The 16,531-nt window shown below is 69.3% G+C and carries 20 protein-coding genes; 13 read left to right on the forward strand and 7 right to left on the reverse strand.

All coding sequences use genetic code 11. From position 1 onward, the window contains the following. Nucleotides 1-139 precede the first annotated feature (139 nt). Nucleotides 140-1,240: an NADH dehydrogenase gene (locus HALNA_RS04750; RefSeq protein ID WP_049935241.1), complete on the forward strand. Its 1,101-nt coding sequence runs from the start codon at nucleotides 140-142 to the stop codon at nucleotides 1,238-1,240. A gap of 10 nt (nucleotides 1,241-1,250) precedes the next feature. Here the strand turns inward: HALNA_RS04750 and HALNA_RS04755 are convergent, their stop codons facing one another. Then, complete coding sequence (locus tag HALNA_RS04755; RefSeq protein WP_084509903.1) at nucleotides 1,251-2,114, reverse strand: aldo/keto reductase; 864 nt, start codon at nucleotides 2,112-2,114, stop codon at nucleotides 1,251-1,253. Between the two features lie 79 nt (nucleotides 2,115-2,193). Between HALNA_RS04755 and HALNA_RS04760 the strand changes: the two genes are divergently transcribed. From HALNA_RS04760 to HALNA_RS04790, 7 genes are all read left to right on the forward strand, one after another. Next, a complete protein-coding gene (locus HALNA_RS04760; protein WP_049935242.1) occupies nucleotides 2,194-3,612 on the forward strand; it encodes a carotenoid oxygenase family protein in 1,419 nt (472 codons plus the stop codon). Between the two features lie 57 nt (nucleotides 3,613-3,669). Then, nucleotides 3,670-5,163: an FAD-binding domain-containing protein gene (locus tag HALNA_RS04765; RefSeq protein ID WP_049935243.1), complete on the forward strand. Its 1,494-nt coding sequence runs from the start codon at nucleotides 3,670-3,672 to the stop codon at nucleotides 5,161-5,163. A gap of 43 nt (nucleotides 5,164-5,206) precedes the next feature. Next, on the forward strand, nucleotides 5,207-5,497 hold the full coding sequence (locus HALNA_RS04770; protein WP_211225992.1) for a hypothetical protein: 291 nt from the start codon (nucleotides 5,207-5,209) through the stop codon (nucleotides 5,495-5,497). Between the two features lie 42 nt (nucleotides 5,498-5,539). Next, nucleotides 5,540-6,946 (forward strand): cryptochrome/photolyase family protein, encoded by a 1,407-nt coding sequence (locus tag HALNA_RS04775; RefSeq protein ID WP_049935244.1) that lies wholly within the window; start codon nucleotides 5,540-5,542, stop codon nucleotides 6,944-6,946. Nucleotides 6,947-6,991: 45 nt separating this feature from the next. Continuing rightward, on the forward strand, nucleotides 6,992-7,216 hold the full coding sequence (locus HALNA_RS04780) for a hypothetical protein (protein WP_049935245.1): 225 nt from the start codon (nucleotides 6,992-6,994) through the stop codon (nucleotides 7,214-7,216). Nucleotides 7,217-7,382: 166 nt separating this feature from the next. Next, on the forward strand, nucleotides 7,383-7,919 hold the full coding sequence (locus tag HALNA_RS04785; protein ID WP_049937966.1) for a halocyanin domain-containing protein: 537 nt from the start codon (nucleotides 7,383-7,385) through the stop codon (nucleotides 7,917-7,919). 75 nt (nucleotides 7,920-7,994) lie between these two features. After that, complete coding sequence (locus HALNA_RS04790) at nucleotides 7,995-8,630, forward strand: DsbA family oxidoreductase (protein ID WP_049935246.1); 636 nt, start codon at nucleotides 7,995-7,997, stop codon at nucleotides 8,628-8,630. Between the two features lie 180 nt (nucleotides 8,631-8,810). Here the strand turns inward: HALNA_RS04790 and HALNA_RS04795 are convergent, their stop codons facing one another. Further along, on the reverse strand, nucleotides 8,811-9,113 hold the full coding sequence (locus HALNA_RS04795) for a metallophosphoesterase family protein (protein ID WP_049935247.1): 303 nt from the start codon (nucleotides 9,111-9,113) through the stop codon (nucleotides 8,811-8,813). Nucleotides 9,114-9,204: 91 nt separating this feature from the next. Here HALNA_RS04795 and HALNA_RS04800 point away from each other — a divergent pair, with 91 nt between their 5' ends. Next, complete coding sequence (locus HALNA_RS04800) at nucleotides 9,205-10,281, forward strand: S1C family serine protease (protein WP_049935248.1); 1,077 nt, start codon at nucleotides 9,205-9,207, stop codon at nucleotides 10,279-10,281. 102 nt (nucleotides 10,282-10,383) lie between these two features. Beyond that, nucleotides 10,384-12,006, forward strand: coding sequence for a hypothetical protein (locus HALNA_RS04805; RefSeq protein WP_049935249.1), 1,623 nt, complete (start codon nucleotides 10,384-10,386; stop codon nucleotides 12,004-12,006). Between the two features lie 4 nt (nucleotides 12,007-12,010). On the opposite strand, the gene HALNA_RS04810 is transcribed toward HALNA_RS04805, so the two are convergent. Both HALNA_RS04810 and HALNA_RS04815 read right to left on the reverse strand, forming a co-directional pair. Beyond that, entirely contained in the window at nucleotides 12,011-12,175 is a 165-nt protein-coding gene (locus HALNA_RS04810; protein ID WP_245575996.1) for a hypothetical protein, read from the reverse strand. 81 nt (nucleotides 12,176-12,256) lie between these two features. Next, nucleotides 12,257-12,484 (reverse strand): DUF2249 domain-containing protein, encoded by a 228-nt coding sequence (locus tag HALNA_RS04815; protein ID WP_049935251.1) that lies wholly within the window; start codon nucleotides 12,482-12,484, stop codon nucleotides 12,257-12,259. Nucleotides 12,485-12,588: 104 nt separating this feature from the next. Here HALNA_RS04815 and HALNA_RS04820 point away from each other — a divergent pair, with 104 nt between their 5' ends. The 3 genes from HALNA_RS04820 to HALNA_RS04830 all read left to right on the forward strand — a co-directional run bounded on the left by HALNA_RS04820 (nucleotide 12,589) and on the right by HALNA_RS04830 (nucleotide 14,364). Then, on the forward strand, nucleotides 12,589-13,068 hold the full coding sequence (locus HALNA_RS04820; protein ID WP_049935252.1) for a molybdopterin-dependent oxidoreductase: 480 nt from the start codon (nucleotides 12,589-12,591) through the stop codon (nucleotides 13,066-13,068). Nucleotides 13,069-13,136: 68 nt separating this feature from the next. After that, the gene (locus tag HALNA_RS04825; RefSeq protein WP_049935253.1) at nucleotides 13,137-13,391 is read left to right on the forward strand and encodes a zinc ribbon domain-containing protein; all 255 of its coding nucleotides are present in this window, start codon (nucleotides 13,137-13,139) and stop codon (nucleotides 13,389-13,391) included. A 64-nt stretch (nucleotides 13,392-13,455) separates the two neighbouring features. Next, nucleotides 13,456-14,364 (forward strand): DUF7504 family protein, encoded by a 909-nt coding sequence (locus HALNA_RS04830; protein WP_049935254.1) that lies wholly within the window; start codon nucleotides 13,456-13,458, stop codon nucleotides 14,362-14,364. Nucleotides 14,365-14,370: 6 nt separating this feature from the next. On the opposite strand, the gene HALNA_RS04835 is transcribed toward HALNA_RS04830, so the two are convergent. The 3 genes from HALNA_RS04835 to HALNA_RS04845 all read right to left on the reverse strand — a co-directional run bounded on the left by HALNA_RS04835 (nucleotide 14,371) and on the right by HALNA_RS04845 (nucleotide 16,329). Continuing rightward, entirely contained in the window at nucleotides 14,371-14,691 is a 321-nt protein-coding gene (locus tag HALNA_RS04835; RefSeq protein ID WP_049935255.1) for a HalOD1 output domain-containing protein, read from the reverse strand. Between the two features lie 331 nt (nucleotides 14,692-15,022). Beyond that, complete coding sequence (locus tag HALNA_RS04840) at nucleotides 15,023-15,559, reverse strand: hypothetical protein (RefSeq protein WP_049935257.1); 537 nt, start codon at nucleotides 15,557-15,559, stop codon at nucleotides 15,023-15,025. Beyond that, nucleotides 15,556-16,329 (reverse strand): nucleotide-binding protein, encoded by a 774-nt coding sequence (locus HALNA_RS04845; protein ID WP_049935258.1) that lies wholly within the window; start codon nucleotides 16,327-16,329, stop codon nucleotides 15,556-15,558. The genes HALNA_RS04840 and HALNA_RS04845 overlap by 4 nt, the downstream gene beginning before the upstream one ends. Nucleotides 16,330-16,531 lie beyond the last annotated feature (202 nt).

Consider the following 16,531-nt stretch of genomic DNA (forward strand, 5'->3'; position numbering starts at 1 on the left):
ATCGCTGAGGTGGCGGCGGACATAACCGTTCGGTCCCCCCGGACGCCGGCGGCGATCGATGTGGCCATTCGTCGAACGACGAACTACAAATCGACAATCTGATATAGTAGCTTGGTAACATAACACACGGTAGTGGCCCATGTCACTCGCACAACTCGGTCGGCTGTCGACTCCGGAGTTCGCCACGACGATTCGGGACGCTGGCGTTGCGGGCGCTGGCGGGGCCGGCTTCCCGACACACGCGAAGTGGCGGCGTCTCGACGATGTCGATCACTTGCTCGTCAACCACCAGGAGAGCGAACCGATCTACTACATGGATCGATGGCTGGGGCGGGAGCGCGCGGGCGCCTTCGCCGCCCTGTTCGAGGCGTTGCTCGATTCGGCGGTCGAGACGGTCGTCGTGGCGCCGAAGCTGAAGGATCGCGACTGGACGCGGCCGCTGGAGGCGGTGACGGACGCGACGGTCTATCTGCCCGATGACCTCCCGGTCGACGCCGACGACGAGTCCGGCGTCGTGTTCGCCTACACCGAGGATCGGTACAAGTACGGCATGGAGAGCGTCCTCCTGAACGTCGTGACGGGGACGGTCGTCGGGGGCGACGACCTCCCGATGGACCGCGGCTGGATCGTCCAGAACACCGAGACGCTCCGAAACGTCTATCGGGCGCTCGACCGGGGGGAGCCGACGACGCGCACGCTCGTCCACGTCGCCGGCAACGTCCCCCGACACCGGTTTCTCGACGTGCCGATCGGCACGCCCGCCGCCGACCTCCTCGACGCGGCCGGCCGACCCCTCGGATCGCTCTCGGACGCCGAGGTGCTCCTGCACGGCGGTCCGGGGTGGTCGTTCCGAACCGACGGCACGCCCGCCGAGTTCCGGGTGTCGAAGCGGACGAACGCCCTCATGGTACTCGACGCGGAGACGGTCGCGGCCAACACTTACGGCGGCGGTCGGATCGACGTGCTCGACGCGTGTGACTGGGCCGGCGACGACCACGAGACGACGCCGACGACGCTCGATCCGGACGGGGTCGGCGTCCCCCTCGTCTCCAACCCGTCGATCGGCCCCGTTTCGCCGGGCGAACCGCTGGTGTCACCCGGCGACCGCGTTCGGCGCCGGGAGCAGGTCGCGGCGCCCGGCGACGGCATCAGCAACGCCCACCACGCCCCCATCGACGGCGTCGTCACCGACGTACACGAGGCGCGGATCGACATCCGATTCGACGTGTGTCCGGTGTAGGCGTCGGTCCTCATACGTCGAACGGGAGGCGCGACCGCGCGAAGCCGGCGAGCGTCCGGAGTTTCGACGGCCGCCGAATCCGCTCCATCTCCGCCTCGGTGAGTTCGAAGTCGAACACGTCGATGTTCGCGGCGAGGTGGCCCCGACTCGTCGCCTTCGGGATGGCACAGACCCCCTCGTGCTGGATCGCCCAGCGAATCGCCACCTGCGCGGGCGTCTTGTCGTAGCGCCGGCCGATCCGACCCAGCATGTCGTCGTCGAGGACACCCCCGTGACACAGGGGGCTGTACGCCGTCAGGAGCACGTCGTTGCGCCGGCAGTACGAGAGCAGGCGGCGCTGGTCCCAGTACGGATGGAACTGCACTTGGTTCGTGAAGATGGGTGCGTCCGACAGCCGCCGGGCTGCGTCCAGCAGGCGAACGTCGAAATTCGAGACGCCGATATTGCGGACCAACCCCGCCTCGACCAGTTCGTTCATCGCGTCGAGCGTCTCCGCGAGCGGCGGCCCGCCGGGCAGTCGCACCGGTGAGAACGGCGGCTTGTCGTTCGGCCAGTGGATGAGCAGACAGTCGAGGTAGTCGGTCCCGAGGCGGTCGAGGCTCTTCCGGACCGACCGACCCACCGCGTCGTGGCGTCGGGCGCTCCCGTCGAGTTTCGTCGTGAGAAAGAGGTCGTCGCGCTCGACCGCGCTCGATTCGATGGCCGCGCCAACCTGCCGTTCGTTGCCGTAGGCCTGTGCGGTGTCGACGTGTCGATACCCCAGGCCGAGCGCCGTCTCGACCGCCCGCCGACAGTCGTCGCCGCGGAGACGCCACGTCCCCAGACCGACCGCGGGCACGTCGACGCCGCCGACGGACACGGACTCCGCCATCATACCGGCACACGGGGCGCGGTCGGCCTAAGGGTGACGGGCCGAATCGAGGATTCATACGCCCCGCCGCCCAACGGCCGCCGTGCCGAAGCCGAACGCGTACGAACTGGGGTTCCGGTCGGTCGAGCGCGAGTTCGACGACCACCCGCTCCCCGTCGAGGGGGCCATCCCCGACTGGCTCTCGGGTCGCCTGCTCCGCAACGGCCCCGGCCGGTTCGAGGTCGGCGGCGAGCGGGCGACCCACTGGTTCGACGGCCTCGCGATGCTCCGTCGCTACGGCTTTGCCGACGGCGCGGTGCGCTATACGAACCGCTTTCTCCGGACCGAGGCGTACGAGGCGGCGACCCGCGGCGAGCGAACGAGCGAGTTCGCCGGTGGCCCAGGGCCGCTCCGCGAGGTCCTCCGGTGGCTCCGGGCGCTCGGCCCGCCCGAATCGACCGACAACGCCAACGTCCACGTCGCCCGCTTCGGCGACCACTCCGTCGCCCAGACCGAGGCGCCCCGCTGGGTCGCGTTCGACCCCGACACGCTCGCGACCCGCGGCGAGTTCCGCTGGACCGACGACCTCACCCTCCACCTGACGACGGCGCATACGTCCGTCGACCCCCGGACCGGCGAGACGGTCGGGTTCGGCCTCGAGTTCGGGCGCCCGCACCGCTATCACGTCTACGCCGTCGACCCCGAGACGGCGGCGCGACGGCGGATCGGCTCGGTTCGTGCCGAGGGGCCGGGCTACGTCCACGACTGCGCGCTCACCCGCGACTACGTCGTCCTCGTCGAGACGCCGCTCCGCATCGACGTGTGGCGGGCGCTCGTGCCCTGGGGCGACGGCCTCCTCGATATGCTTCGCTACGACGACGACCGGGGGACACGACTGATCGTCGTCGACCGTGAGTCCGGGACCCTCGTCGCCGACCCGACCGTTGCCCCCTTTTTCACCTTCCACCACGTCAACGCGTTCCAGCGCGACGACCGACTCGTGATGGACCTCGTCGCCTTCGAGGACGCGAGCATCGTCGACGCGCTCTCCTTCGAGACGCTGGCCGAGGACGCGTTCGCGGCGGCGCCGGAGGGGAGACTCGACCGCTTCCGGTTCGATCCGACGGCGGCCGACCCCGACGTGACGCGGACCCGCCGCTACGACGGCGGCCTCGAACTCCCGACGGTACCGCGGGCGGTCCGCACGCGCCCGTACCGCTACGCCTACGCGCAGGCGACGGACCGGCGGGGCGCGAACGGCCTCGTGAAAGTCGACCTCGATCGGGGGACGGCGACCGAATGGTGGGGACAGGGGGTGTACGTCGAGGAGCCACGGATGGTCGGGCGGCCGGGCGCCGACGCCGAGGACGACGGCGTCGTCCTCGCGCCCGCCCTCGACACCGGCGCCGAGCGGTCCGTCCTCCTCGTCTTCGACGCCGAGACGCTGTCGTTGCTGGCGCGGGCGCCGCTTCCCCACGCCGTCCCCTTCGGGTTCCACGGGCGCTTTTTCGCCGATGGATGAGTGCCCCGTCACGCACCCACCGACGCGGTTTTGTCGATTCCGCCCCGAGCGACGCCGATGGTCGACTCGCCGACGATTGCCGTCTGGCACCGCGACGACCTCCGCCTCCGGGACAACGCCGCCCTCGACGCGGCCGCCGCGGACGGTCACCCCGCACCCGTCTTCGTCGTCGATCCGACCTTCTACCGGAGCGGGATGGCCGCCGACGCCCGTCTGCGCTTCCTCCACGAGTCGCTGACGGCGCTCGACGACCGCTACGCGTCGCTGGGGAGCGGCCTCGTTTTCCGCCACGGCGACCCGGCGGCGGTCCTCGACGCCCTGCCGGTCGACCGGATCTACGTCAACCGGAGCGTCACTGCCCGCTACGGCCGGGAGCGGGACGCGGCGCTGTTCGGCCGCGACGACGTGACGACGTTCGCCGTCGACGGCCTCGACCGGACCGACCGCGGGCGCGACGAGTACGACTGGCAGGCGGGGGCCGAATCGTACTTCGAGTCCGAACCCATCCCCGCGCCGGATGCGCTTCCCCCGAACCCCCTCGCCGACGGGCCGACGGTCGACGACGTGGAGCGGCGCTACGGCGTCTCCCCGACCAAGCGAGCGGTACCGACCGGCGGGCGCGACGCGGCGTGGGAGCGCCTACGCGCGTTCGCCGACCGACTGGATCGCTACCCCGGCGGTATCGCCGACCCCGCGGCGGCCGAGGAGCGGACGAGTCACCTCTCGCCGTATTTCCAGTTCGGCTGTCTCTCGGTCCGGAGCGCGAAACGGTACGTCGACCGCGAGGGGACGGACCCGCGGGGGATACGTCTGTTCGCGAAACGGTGTTACTGGAACCGCCACTACAGCCAGAAACTGGTCGACTGGCCGGGCTGGACCGAGCGCGCGGTCAACCCCGTCTTTCGGGGCCTCTTTCGCGACAGCCACGACCCCGATCTGGTGGCGGCGTGGAAAGCCGGCGAGACGGGGTTCCCGCTGGTCGACGCGAGCATGCGCGCCCTCCGCGAGACGGGGTGGCTGAACTTCCGGATGCGAGCCATGTGTGCCTCCTTTTTCACCTACGTCCTCCAGTGCTGGTGGAAGCCCGGCGCCGACCACTTCTACCGCCACCTGATCGACGGCGATGCAGCCATCAACTACACGCAGTGGCAGTCACAGTCCAACCTCACCGGCGTCCATCCGGTGCGGATCTACGACCCGCGAAAGCAGGTTCGGGAGCACGACCCCGACGGCGAGTTCGTACGCCGGTACGTGCCCGAACTTCGGGACCTGCCGACCGAACACCTCGACCGCCCGGAGCGGACGCCGCTCGCGGTTCAGGCGTCCTCGGGCGTCCGGATCGGCGAGGACTACCCACACCCGGTCGTCGAGTTCGAAGCGCGGCGCGAGGCGGCCAGGCGGCGCTTCGCGCGACTCGCCGACCGCGCCCGCGAGGCGCTGTCCGATCCGGAGATTCGTCGCCGAGCCAGCCTGTCTCGGCGACACGGTCGAAAGACGGCCGACGATAGCGAGACGGACGCGCCGGGACAGCGCCGACTCGACGACTTTTGAGCCGACCGACGGCGTCTTGAGACGCCACGCCGTACGGCACGACGTGCACGGCGAGTTCTCCGGCGACGTGATGGACGTCCTCGAACAGTTGTTCGAGGCGGGGGCGCGGGCGCTCGACGGCGACGCGGCGTCGGACGGAGCGTCGCGAGCCGACACCGCCCGGCAGATACTCACGAGCGCCGAGACGGTGGCGACGAACAAGCTTCCCGAAGGCGAGTTCCGGTCGCGCTTGCTTCACGGCTGTGACCGGGCGCTGTCGACCCTCGACGCCGACCCGGTCGTCGCCGCCGAGCACTGTCGGGCGATGGCCCGCGAAGTCGACGCCCGTCGATAGGGCGGATCGAGCATTTATATCGCCCCGTTCCTACCGCCCCGTATGCGCCTCCACTGGCACCGGACGGACCTCCGGCCGTCGGACAATCTGGCCCTCGTGGCCCCCGACGACGACCCGATCCTCCCGGTGTACGCCTTCGATCCCCGGATTCTCTCCCACGCCGCGCCGCCGCGGGTGGCGTTCGTCATCGACAGCCTCGCCGCGCTCCGTGACTGGTACCGCCAGCGCGAGAGCGACTTGGTCGTCGTCCGCGGCCGCGCGCCAGACGAACTCGCCCGTCTCGCCGAAGCGTCCGACGCCGACAGCGTCTCGTGGGCGCAGGCGTACTCCGGACTCGGCCGCCGGCGCGACGACCGGGTTCGCGAGTGCCTCGACGGGATGGGCGTCGACACCCACGTCGTCCACGACCACCTCCACCACGAACCGGGGTCGATCACGACGAATCAGGGCGACCCCTACTCCGTCTACAGCTACTTCTGGAAGAAGTGGAAGGACCGCGAGAAGCGGGGGTCGGTTCAGGCGCCGGGCGCCGACCGCCTCGCCACGCCGCGGTCGGACACCTCCATCCCGACACTCGAGGACCTTGGCTTCGACCGGCCGGAGGCGGAGATTCCGCCCGGCGGCTACACGGCGGCCCGGCACCGCCTCAACGACTTCTGCTCCGGACCGATCTACGACTACGGTGACGCCCGCGACGACCCGGCGGCCGACGCCACCTCTCGCCTCTCGGCGCATCTGACTCACGGCACGGTCGGGGTGCGGACGCTCCACGACCGGGTGGTGCGTGCCCGCGAGACGGCACCCGACGACGAAGCCCGCGAGGCAGTCGAAACGTTCCGCGGCGAACTCGCGTGGCGGGAGTTCTACCACCACGTCCTCTATTTCAACCCCGAGGTGGTGACGGAGAACTACCGCGACTACGAGAACCCGATCGAGTGGCGCGACGACCCCGAGGCCCTGCAGGCGTGGCGGGACGGCGAGACGGGCTACCCCATCGTCGACGCGGGCATGCGCCAGTTGCGCGCGGAGGCGTACATGCACAACCGCGTGCGGATGATCGTCGCCTCCTTTCTCACGAAGGACCTCCTGCTCGACTGGCGCGAGGGGTACGACTGGTTCCGGCGGAAACTCGTCGACCACAACCCCGCGAACGACAACGGCGGCTGGCAGTGGGCGGCGTCGACGGGCACCGACGCCCAGCCTTACTTCCGCATCTTCAACCCGATGACACAGGGGGAGCGCCACGACCCCGACGCGACCTACATCAAGCGGTACGTCCCCGAACTCAGTGACGTAGCGCCCGACCTGATCCACGACTGGCACGAACTCTCGCCGACCCAGCGGCGACGGACGGCGCCGGAGTACCCCGCACCGATCGTCGACCACGCCGAGCGACGGGAGCAGGCGCTGGCCATGTTCGAGCGGGCACGGGGGGAGGCCGACGACTGACCGACCACCGAGCCTTTTATACGGTGGTGTGTGCGTTGCACACCAATGACCAGCGACGACGAGCCCACCGTCCCGATCGTCTGTACGGCCTGTGACACGACGACGCGGGTCCCCTTGGCGGACGTGGCCGACGCGGTCGACCGGCACAACGAGAACGTCCACGACGGGGAGGATGTCGCCGAAATCGACCCGGCCATCGTCGAGAGCCTCGCCGATCTCGTCGTCGAGGATATGGGTCTCCTCGACGACGACGGCGGGACCTACGACTGATACCGATCATCGGAGGTCGTCACCTGTGGGTCGCCAGAACGGGTCGACGACCCACCGGCACACAGTTACAACTATGACGTGGACGCGTTTCCGGCATCCGGCGACCGACCCGAACACGTTCGAACGAACGCTCCTTTCGGGCCGGTCCGAAGATCGGTGTGGGAAGATGTTCGAATCGAACGAAATCACACGTCGGTCGGTCGTCCTGTCGACGAGCACACTGGCTCTCACGGCACTCGCCGGTTGTAGTGGTGACAGCGGCGGCGAGAACGACGGCAGTGAGAGCCGGAGCGACGGTGGCACGGCCACGGAGACGGAAAGGGACGACGGAAACGGCGGCAGTGGTGGCGGCGGCACCGCCAGTTTCGACGGCTGGATGGAGAACGTCGGCAACTACGACGGCGTCGCCGACGAGACGGGGAGCGGAGCGGTGACCGTCGCCGTCGGCGCGCAGGGCAACGGCGGCGCGTTCGCGTTCGACCCGCCGGCCATCCGGGTGTCGACCGGGACGACCGTCGTCTGGGAGTGGACCGGCGAGGGCGCCCAGCACAACGTCGCCGCGGAGGGTGGTGGCTTCGAGAGCGACCTGTCCTCGGAGGAAGGATACACCTTCGAGCACACGTTCGCCGAGGCGGGGACGTACGAGTACGTCTGCACGCCCCACCGCACCCTCGGAATGAAAGGCGTCGTCGTCGTGGAGTGACGACCGGCGCGGTCGTGCGCTCACACGCCACGGCCGAGTCGGACTCTTTTAGCCCGGCGCGGTACTACACCCGTCATGAGCGAAGTCCAAGCCGGCGAGCGACTCACCGTCTACTCCGACTACGTCTGCCCGTTCTGTTATCTCGGGCGCCAGGCCCTCGACCGATATCAGGGCGAACGCGACGAGCCGTTGGAAATCGACTGGCACCCGTTCGACCTCCGGGCGGGGAAACGGGGTCCGGACGGCGACATCGACCACTCGGTCGACGACGGAAAAGACGAGAACTACTACGCACAGGCCCGCGAGAACGTCCGCCGCCTCCGCGATCGGTACGACGCCGAGATGGCACAGGAGATCGCGACGGACGTGGACTCGCGGCCGGCGCAGGTGATCTCCCTGTACGTGAACGAGACGGAGCCGTACGCCACGTGGCTGGCGTTCGACGAGGCGGTCTTCGAGGCGCTGTGGGTCGAGGGCGACGACATCGGGGACCCCGAAGTCCTCGCCGACTGTGCCGAGGCGGCGGGGCTCGATCCGGGTGTCGTCGACGCGGCCCTCGACGACGAGGCGCTGCACGCCCGAATCGACGACCTGTTCGACACGGCGCGGCGCGATGGCGTCACCGGCGTTCCGACGTTCGCGTACGACGGCCACGCGGCACGAGGTGCAGTGCCGCCGGCACAGTTGCGGCGGCTGGTCGAGGGGGTCTGATACTGTTTATCGTAACTGTGTATCGGTGGTTCGCCAGAACGGGCCGGCGAACCATCGGCGGCGACTTAGGATACTCACTGTGATAGGGGTTATCGGAAGTCATCAGAGATCCTGTCGGGACGGTCCGGCGAGAATCTATGGACAGTTACGATAATCCCTATGAGACGGCGATGCCGTGACTCAGCGCCGTTCGCGCAGGTAGTCGACCGTCTCGCCGACGACGGCTGCCATCCGATACGGCGGATCGAGTTCGACGACGATCGGCCCGCGGTAGCCTCGGTAATACTCGACCGTCTCCCGCCCGTCCTGCATGTCCATCGCCACGTCGCCGGGATGGACGAGGACATCTTCGGTGGTCACCGTCTCGTAGTACCGGTCGAGCAGCGCCGTGTTCATCTCCCCGACGCTACTGAACGGCCGGTCGCAGTAGTCGATGATGTTCGCGTGGCCGAAATGGTGATCCGAGGTGACGTATCGGCCCATACGCTCGGGGCGGTCGGTCGCCCGAAAAGTATTCGCGTGTCGATTCGACGCCACCCCAACCTATTCCCCGCCGCGACCCTCACCTCCGTCGATGACCGATCAGGGACCAAGCCGACGGGGCTTGCTTCGCGCCGGTGCGCTCGCGCTGACGGCGGGACTCGCGGGCTGTGGATCGGCGGCGCCGACTGCCGGCGGGGCGGATACGTCGGCGGCGGACGCGACGACGGCTGGGCCGAGCCCGTACACCCGCGTCTACACGGAGGCCATCGACTCCGTGATGCTCGTCCGAACCGACCAGGGGAGCGGCACGGGATGGGTGTACGACGACACGTTCGTGGTGACCAACGCTCACGTCGTCGGCTCGGCGACGACCGTCGACCTCCGAACCCGCGACGGCCGATGGTACACCGGTGAGGTGGTGGGAACCGACCGCAACAGCGATCTGGCGGTGATCGAAGCCGCCGACCTGCCGGACGCGGCGACCCCGCTCCCGCTCTCGGGGTCGCCGGCGACCATCGGCCAGGAAGTCGTCGCCATCGGCAACCCGTTCGACCTCGACGGCTCGGTCACGACGGGCATCGTCAGCGGGACGGATCGCTCCATCCCGGCACCGACGGGGTTCAGCATCCCCGACGCCATCCAGACGGACGCGGCGGTCAACCCCGGCAACAGCGGCGGGCCGCTGATGGACCTCGGCGGATCGGTGCTCGCCGTCATCAACTCCGGCGGCGGCGACAACATCGCCTTCGGCATCTCCGCGGCGCTGGCCCGCCGGGTGCTCCCCGAACTGATCGAGTCCGGATCGTACGAGCACTCGTTCATGGGTGTCGCCATCGAACCGGTGACGCCGACCGTCGCCGAGGCGAACGGCCTCGACGAGCCACGGGGGCTGCTCGTGACCGATCTGGCGCCGAACGGCCCGGCCGCCGACGTGTTGCAACCGTCCGACGGCGCGGAGACGGTCGACGGCGAGAGCGTCCCCGTCGGCGGCGACGTGTTGCTCGCTATCGAGGGGACGCCGACGGACACGACGGAGGCGCTGGGAAGCTATCTCGCCCTGGAGACACGGCCCGGGGATACGGTGTCGCTGACGATTCTGCGCGACGGGAGCGAGCGGACGGTCGAGTTGGAACTCGGCACGCGACCGACGCGGCCGTCGCCGTCGTAGCCCGACCGTCTGCCGGCCCGACCCACGGCGCGCCGCCGCGTCGCTACGCTCGCTGATAATCGGGCCGGATAACTGATAAGTCGCCCTGCCATCCCCCGATTCATGGACGACCCTGTCGTCGCCATCGCCGTCGCGGTGCTTGTCGCGTGGGCCGGCGCCGCGCCGCCGGTCACCGCGCAGTCGGCCGACGCGCCGACGATCACCGTCGGCGTCGACGCCGAACCGCTCGACAGCGGCGACACGTACCACACGCCGACCGATCCGCTCGTCCGGGTGCAGGTGTCGGCCGATGCGCCCGTCTCGCTGATCGAGGTGCGGATCGACGGCACCACCCGACGGAGCTTCGAGCCGTCGAGCGACGCCGTCGACCGGAGCGTCTTTCTCGACCTGGAGACGGGACCCCACCGGCTCACGGTCGTCGCGGAGGCCAACGGCGTCGCCACGTACGCGGCGACGATAATCAAAGACGACGCGGCGCCGACGGTGACCTACACGGCGCCGTTCGCCCCCGGCGCATCGAGCGACGACCCCGGACGCCCGCCGGCGACCGAACTGACGGTAAACCGGGGCAACGTCTCCGTCGACGGCCGTCTCGACGACCTCTCGTTGGTCGACGCCGTCCGGGTCACCCACACCTACGACTACGAGTTGCCAAACGGCACGGAGCGGCAGGGCCGGCGGTCGTATCTCCTCCCCACGCCCGGCGTCGATTTCCGTCAGTCGCTCTACCTCGTCCCCGGATCGAATCGGATCACGGTGGCCGCCGAAGACGCGGTCGAGAACCGCCGCACCCACGAGTTCACGGTCGCCGTCGACGACGGGACGGCGCCGGATCTGACGGTCACCGACGTGGAGTGGGTGTCGCCGACCCGCCTACACGTCGAGGGACGGGTGACCGACCGCGTGCAGGTGCAGTCCGTCTGGCTGGCGTCCGGGAGCACGTCCGACGAGGCCGTGACCACGGAGAACGGGGTCCCCGGTCGCCACCCGCTCGTCTTCCCGAAATCGACCGCTCCGGACGCCGACCGGCGGTCGGTTCGTCTCGATACGACCGTCTATCACCCGCGGGGCGACGACTACGTCGTCCTCGGCGCGAACGACACCGCCGGCAACGAGCGGACGTGGAACTACTCGCTCTCGACGTTTCTCGCCCCGAACGTCACCGTCGCGGACGGACGGACCGGCTACGTCGACGCCCGGACCGTCGCCGTCGGCGGCCGCGTCGTCGGCGGCCAGGTCCGCGAGGTCAGCGTCGAGACGGTCGACCCCGTGACCGGCCGCATCGTCGACATCCGGCCGGTCGATCTCGGGCCGAACGGCGCCTTCGACACCCGCCTCGGGGGCGCCACCGACGAGACGCTGCTCAGGGTGCGCGTCCGCGACGCCAGCGGCGCCGAACATCTGACGAACGTCACCGTCGCCGCTCCGCTCGAACCGACCGCGACGCCCGCGTCTGACGACGGCGGTAGTACGGAGGGGGGACGCGAGGACTCGACCGGAGTGGGCGCCGACCCGGCGACCGAGGACGCGGAGTCGGCGAGCGACGGCGGCCTCCGGATTCCGGTCGTCGGCGTTGTCGTGCCGACCCCTGACGTGGGCGGCGTGCTCTCGGCGAGCGTCTCCCTCCCGGTTCCGTTCGTCGGGCCGATCGAAATCCCGATGCTGGCCGTGGGCGTGTCGCTCGCCGTCGTCGCCGCCCTCGTCGTGCGGCGACGGGTCGGATGAGACGCTACCGTGGATACCGAATCAGGCCGACGGCGAGCAGACCGGCCGCGAACGAAGCGCCGACCCCGGCCGCCAGTTCCATCGGTGCGGACGAGGCGACGCCCACCGCGACGCCCCCGAACAGCGCGAGTCCCATCGCCCCGAGCAGGTAGTCGACGCGCCGTGGCATCTCTGGCGTCGAACGAACGCGCGAATCGGTCATCGTGGTAATTACATCTAATTAGAAACCGGTGTATCTTTCGGCACGTCGTCACTTCTTGGGGAGCGTTGCCACGAACTCTTCGGGGCCGCGTCGTTCGACCTCGTACCCGTCCTCGTCGAAGGCGTCGCGTTCGGCCCGGAACTCGTAGAAGAGGGGTTGTGGATCGTGGTCGTTGACGATGATCAGTTCCTCGCCGGCATCGAGTTCGTCGAAGGCGTCGTGGATGGTCGTGTGACGCTGGCTCGGCGGCAGGTCGCGGATATCGAGTCGGTCCATAGCCGTACGGGGTGTCCCCACCCGGGAGTCGGTTGGGCCGAACACGTTCGCCTCGAACGTGCTCGGGCGAAGGGTTTTGACCGTTCGCCGCCCGTCTGTCGTGTATGGCCCATTCGACCCCGCCGGCCGACCCCGATCCGGCCCGCTGGACGGTGACGCTCACCGGCGCCGTCGCCAACCCACGGACGGTGCGCGCGAGCGACCTCGCGGCGCTGGAGACGGTGTCCGTCGAGGTGGCGACCGGCTGTGAGGGGGAGACGACCGCCCCCGACCGATGGCGCGGCGTCCGCGTCGGGACGGTCATCGACCGGGCGCGCCCCCGCGCCGACGCCTCGCACGCGCTGGTGCGCTCGGCCGACCCCGAGTTCGCCTGTGGGTTCACCCTCGACCGCCTTCGGGACGCCCTGCTCGCCGTCTCACTCGGTGGCGACCCGATCCCGACCGAGCGAGGCGGTCCCGTTCGCCTCCTCGTCGACGACGCGGACTGCTGGGAGCGCGTGAAGTGGGTCTCACGGATCGACGTGCTCGACGAACCGCCGGGCGACGCCGACACCGCCCGCGAGCAGGTGCCGGCCGACGGCTAGTCCGCCCCCGGCCCGACGACTTGGACCCCGACCACCACACACTTGTCACCGACGTGCCAACGCCGCACATGGTCGGATCGCGGACGGCCACGGCCGTCGCCGGACTCCTCGCGAGCCTCCTGATTAGCGTCGCCGCGTGGTACTACTTCGACACCGTGCTGGTGTTTCTCCTGCTCCCGTTTCTCCCACTTCTGTGGCGATCGAATCGGGAGACGCAGTCGGTTCGGGAGTGCCCGACCTGTGGATTCAGCACACGCGATCCCGGGTTCGACTACTGTCCGCGTGACGGCACGCCGCTCGATCGCCACCGTGACCGATCGTGACCCGACGGTACCGTCCACCGTATCTTTATATCGGCGCCGTGACAACGGGTGAGTAGTAGCCAGCATGGGGGGAGCGAACAGCGGCGAGCCGAGTGAGAGTAGCGACGATAGCCGACCGACTGCGACGCTGCTGTTGGGCGGCGAGACGGCCGAGGTTCTCGACGTGCCCCCCGAGTCGACGAACCTCCTCGTCGTCTCGGCGGCGCGGTCGATGCGGGATGTCGTCGAGGAGTGGCGTCGGCGCACCGGCGCCCTTCCCGACGCGTTCGGGCTGGTCACGTACGCCGAGTTCGAGCGGTCGGCGTCGGCCAGTGCGACCGGCCAGCCGTCGCGCAAACCGCTCCCCGGCGGGAATCTGACGGTTACGTCGATGTCCGATCCGGGCGACCTGCGCCGACTCGGGACGGCCGTCACGCTCTATCTCGACGACTGGGTCGACACCGACCGCGAGACGCTCGTCTACGTCGACGCTCTCGGGCCGTTTATCGACGCGAACGACGCCGAATCGACGTTCCAGTTCCTCCACCTTCTGGTACAGAGCGCCGTCCAGTTGGACGCCAACGTGGTCGTCGGCGTCGATCCGTCGACGACCCCCGACCGCACGCTCAACACGTTCCGGCCCCTGTTCGACCGGGTGGTCGACGCCACGGCAACGGCCGAATTCGACGACGACGAACTCCGTGACCTGCTCGGCAACCGCCGGCGACGGTTCGTCCTCCGGTTGCTCCTCGAACGGTCGACGGTCGAACTCGACCAGCTAGCGGTGCGACTCGCCCGTTGGGAGAACGATACCGACGAACCGACCCGATCCGAGCGTGACCGGGCGTACACCGCCTTGGCGTCCATCCACGTCCCGCGGTTGGCCGAGGCGGGGCTCGTGACGTTCGACCGGACCGCCGAACGGGTGTGCCTCACCGACGACCGGTCGGCCGACCGCCTCCAGCAGTATCTGCCCACCTCCGACGACGAGTGACGGCGATTACTCCGGTGTCGGATCGACGCGAACCTCGCCGCTCCCGTGGATGGTCACCCGACAGCCGGCGAGTTCGAACTCGAGGATTCCGCCTTCGCGGGGCGTGCCGTCGCGTTTGGGGGTGAAGATGCGGTTCAGCGCATCCGGCTGCACGACCGCATTGAGGTTCACCTCCGTCGGCTCCTTGCCCGTCACTTCGAGAACCGCGTGCACGACGGTGACACTCAGTTCGATATCGCTGGTCTCGTAGTAGTTGACGACGTATACGTCGTCTTCGGACCCGCCGTTCGTCGCGTGACGATCCGAATCTGTATGTGAGTTTTGCATATTGGTGCGACTGTGGCTACCCCATCATTCATTTCAACCAATATTAAATATGGGTGTGTTTCGCCCCTCCGGGAACCTGGACAGGAGTATTGATAGAATGACAATATGGGCTCGTGTGGGTCGTCGCGGCGGGGCACCGGCCGTCGCGAACGTGGCCGAGGACCGGTACCGACGGCCACCGATCCGTCTCGTACCGTCCGTCGTCGCTGTTCTCCGGTCGGTCGCATCGGTTCGGAAACCCGGCACCGGCTCGCAACGACCCGTCTCATACTGATTATCGTACGTCGTCATCGGTGGTTCGCCAGAACGGGCCGGCGAACCACCGGTACAATCAGTCGTCGAGCGCGTCCGTCAGTCCCCACTCCTCGGCGCGGGCGCGGGCCTCTTGGCGTGCCTGTTCGCGGATGGCTTCGATCTGTGACTCGTCGGCCAGAAACGCCTCGACGGCGTCGGTGTCGTCGGCACCCAGTCGGTCGTCGGGCGCCGCGTCGCGGGTGCGCGTCACCAGCCCCCTGTCGGCCGAGAGACGCTCCGCCGGCAGGCCGGGCAACACCCGTAGGTCGTCGGCCTCGTGAGCCTCCGCCAACGCCCCCCGGTCGAGTTCGTACAGTTCGGCGCTGTAGGGTCCCGGTCCCGCCACGTCGGCGAGGGCATCGGCGCCGCCCCGGTCGGTGTCTGTGCAGTACGCGAGCACCGGCACTCCGTCCTCGAAGGTGACGACACCGCGCGTCTCGTCGCCGAGCAAAACGGCGTCCTGGGGCTCGAAGACGGCGTAGCCCGTCAGCCCCCGATCGAGGGCGGTCGACAGCGTCTCCCCGGGGTCGTCGACGACGCGTGATCGGACCAGATCGCCGCGTGGGATTCTCATACTTCGTCCGGCACGACCGCGCTCCGGAAGCGGTCGGCCACGTCCCCGCTCGCCCCGTCGCGCACGTCGAGTCGTCTCGCCGCCTCGCGGAACGCCTCGGACGCGGGTGCGTCCGGGGCGTGTGCGAGCAACGGTTCGCCCGCCTGTCTGGCCGCGCGTGCGCTGTTGCTCTCCGGGATCACGCCCAGCGTCTCGCCGCCGAAGTAGCGGTCCGCCTGCTCGGCGATGCGGTCGATCCCCTCGTCGTCACGGACGCGGTTGAACAGCGTTCCCGCCGTCTCCGTCCCGTACGATCGGGCGTACTCCTGGACCTTGAGGCCGTCCGAGAGCGCCGGTATCGTCGGCTGGAGGACGATCACCGTCCGATCCGCGAGCACGACGGGGAGGACCGCGCTTTTCGACCCCAGCGCCGCCGGCGAGTCCAGCAAGAGCACGTCCGTGTCGGCGGCGAGTTCGGCCACCACGTCCCGCAGCCGTTCGGGGTCGGCGGCCCGAAACGCCGCTAGACTCGTCCCGCAGGGGACGACCTTCATCCCGAAGCGGTCGTAGACGGCGTCGGAGACGGCGGCGTCGGCCCCGTCGACCAACAGGTCGTGGAGCGTTACCGCCGCGTCGTCGAGGCCGGCGTGAAAGAGCAGGTTAGCCATCCCGGTGTCGGCGTCGACGACCGTCACGTCGTGTTCCTCGGCGAGCGCCATGCCAAGCGCGAGCGTACTCGTCGTCTTCCCCGTCCCACCCTTGCCGCTCGCCACGGCGAACGCCTCGACCATCGGTGTCCGATTTTGCGGCCCCGGAATTAAACGTTCGGTCCGGCCAAAGCGTTTTGCCGATCTGCCTCCTTCGACGGGTATGCCACCCACTCCCGCGGCGTTTCGGGACCTGCTGCTGTCGCTCGACGCCGCGGCGCTGACGGAGTTCGTCGCGGCGGTGTACGGGGCCCGTGGGTGGGAACTCGACCGGGACGGCGACGAC

The sequence above is a fragment of the Haloplanus natans DSM 17983 genome (assembly GCF_000427685.1).
GTDB lineage: Archaea > Halobacteriota > Halobacteria > Halobacteriales > Haloferacaceae > Haloplanus > Haloplanus natans.

Bases quoted from the DNA above. Each gene is read 5' to 3' on its own strand.
- HALNA_RS04815 (WP_049935251.1), bottom strand. From the start codon at position 12,484: ATGGACCGACTCGATATCCGCGACCTGCCGCCGAGCCAGCGTCACACG.
- HALNA_RS04810 (WP_245575996.1), bottom strand. From the start codon at position 12,175: ATGCCACGGCGCGTCGACTACCTGCTCGGGGCGATGGGACTCGCGCTG.
- HALNA_RS04825 (WP_049935253.1), top strand. From the start codon at position 13,137: ATGGTCGGATCGCGGACGGCCACGGCCGTCGCCGGACTCCTCGCGAGC.
- HALNA_RS04800 (WP_049935248.1), top strand. From the start codon at position 9,205: ATGACCGATCAGGGACCAAGCCGACGGGGCTTGCTTCGCGCCGGTGCG.
- HALNA_RS04750 (WP_049935241.1), top strand. From the start codon at position 140: ATGTCACTCGCACAACTCGGTCGGCTGTCGACTCCGGAGTTCGCCACG.
- HALNA_RS04805 (WP_049935249.1), top strand. From the start codon at position 10,384: ATGGACGACCCTGTCGTCGCCATCGCCGTCGCGGTGCTTGTCGCGTGG.
- HALNA_RS04820 (WP_049935252.1), top strand. From the start codon at position 12,589: ATGGCCCATTCGACCCCGCCGGCCGACCCCGATCCGGCCCGCTGGACG.
- HALNA_RS04765 (WP_049935243.1), top strand. From the start codon at position 3,670: ATGGTCGACTCGCCGACGATTGCCGTCTGGCACCGCGACGACCTCCGC.
- HALNA_RS04830 (WP_049935254.1), top strand. From the start codon at position 13,456: ATGGGGGGAGCGAACAGCGGCGAGCCGAGTGAGAGTAGCGACGATAGC.
- HALNA_RS04755 (WP_084509903.1), bottom strand. From the start codon at position 2,114: ATGATGGCGGAGTCCGTGTCCGTCGGCGGCGTCGACGTGCCCGCGGTC.
- HALNA_RS04840 (WP_049935257.1), bottom strand. From the start codon at position 15,559: ATGAGAATCCCACGCGGCGATCTGGTCCGATCACGCGTCGTCGACGAC.
- HALNA_RS04835 (WP_049935255.1), bottom strand. From the start codon at position 14,691: ATGCAAAACTCACATACAGATTCGGATCGTCACGCGACGAACGGCGGG.
- HALNA_RS04780 (WP_049935245.1), top strand. From the start codon at position 6,992: ATGACCAGCGACGACGAGCCCACCGTCCCGATCGTCTGTACGGCCTGT.
- HALNA_RS04845 (WP_049935258.1), bottom strand. From the start codon at position 16,329: ATGGTCGAGGCGTTCGCCGTGGCGAGCGGCAAGGGTGGGACGGGGAAG.
- HALNA_RS04790 (WP_049935246.1), top strand. From the start codon at position 7,995: ATGAGCGAAGTCCAAGCCGGCGAGCGACTCACCGTCTACTCCGACTAC.
- HALNA_RS04785 (WP_049937966.1), top strand. From the start codon at position 7,383: ATGTTCGAATCGAACGAAATCACACGTCGGTCGGTCGTCCTGTCGACG.
- HALNA_RS04775 (WP_049935244.1), top strand. From the start codon at position 5,540: ATGCGCCTCCACTGGCACCGGACGGACCTCCGGCCGTCGGACAATCTG.
- HALNA_RS04795 (WP_049935247.1), bottom strand. From the start codon at position 9,113: ATGGGCCGATACGTCACCTCGGATCACCATTTCGGCCACGCGAACATC.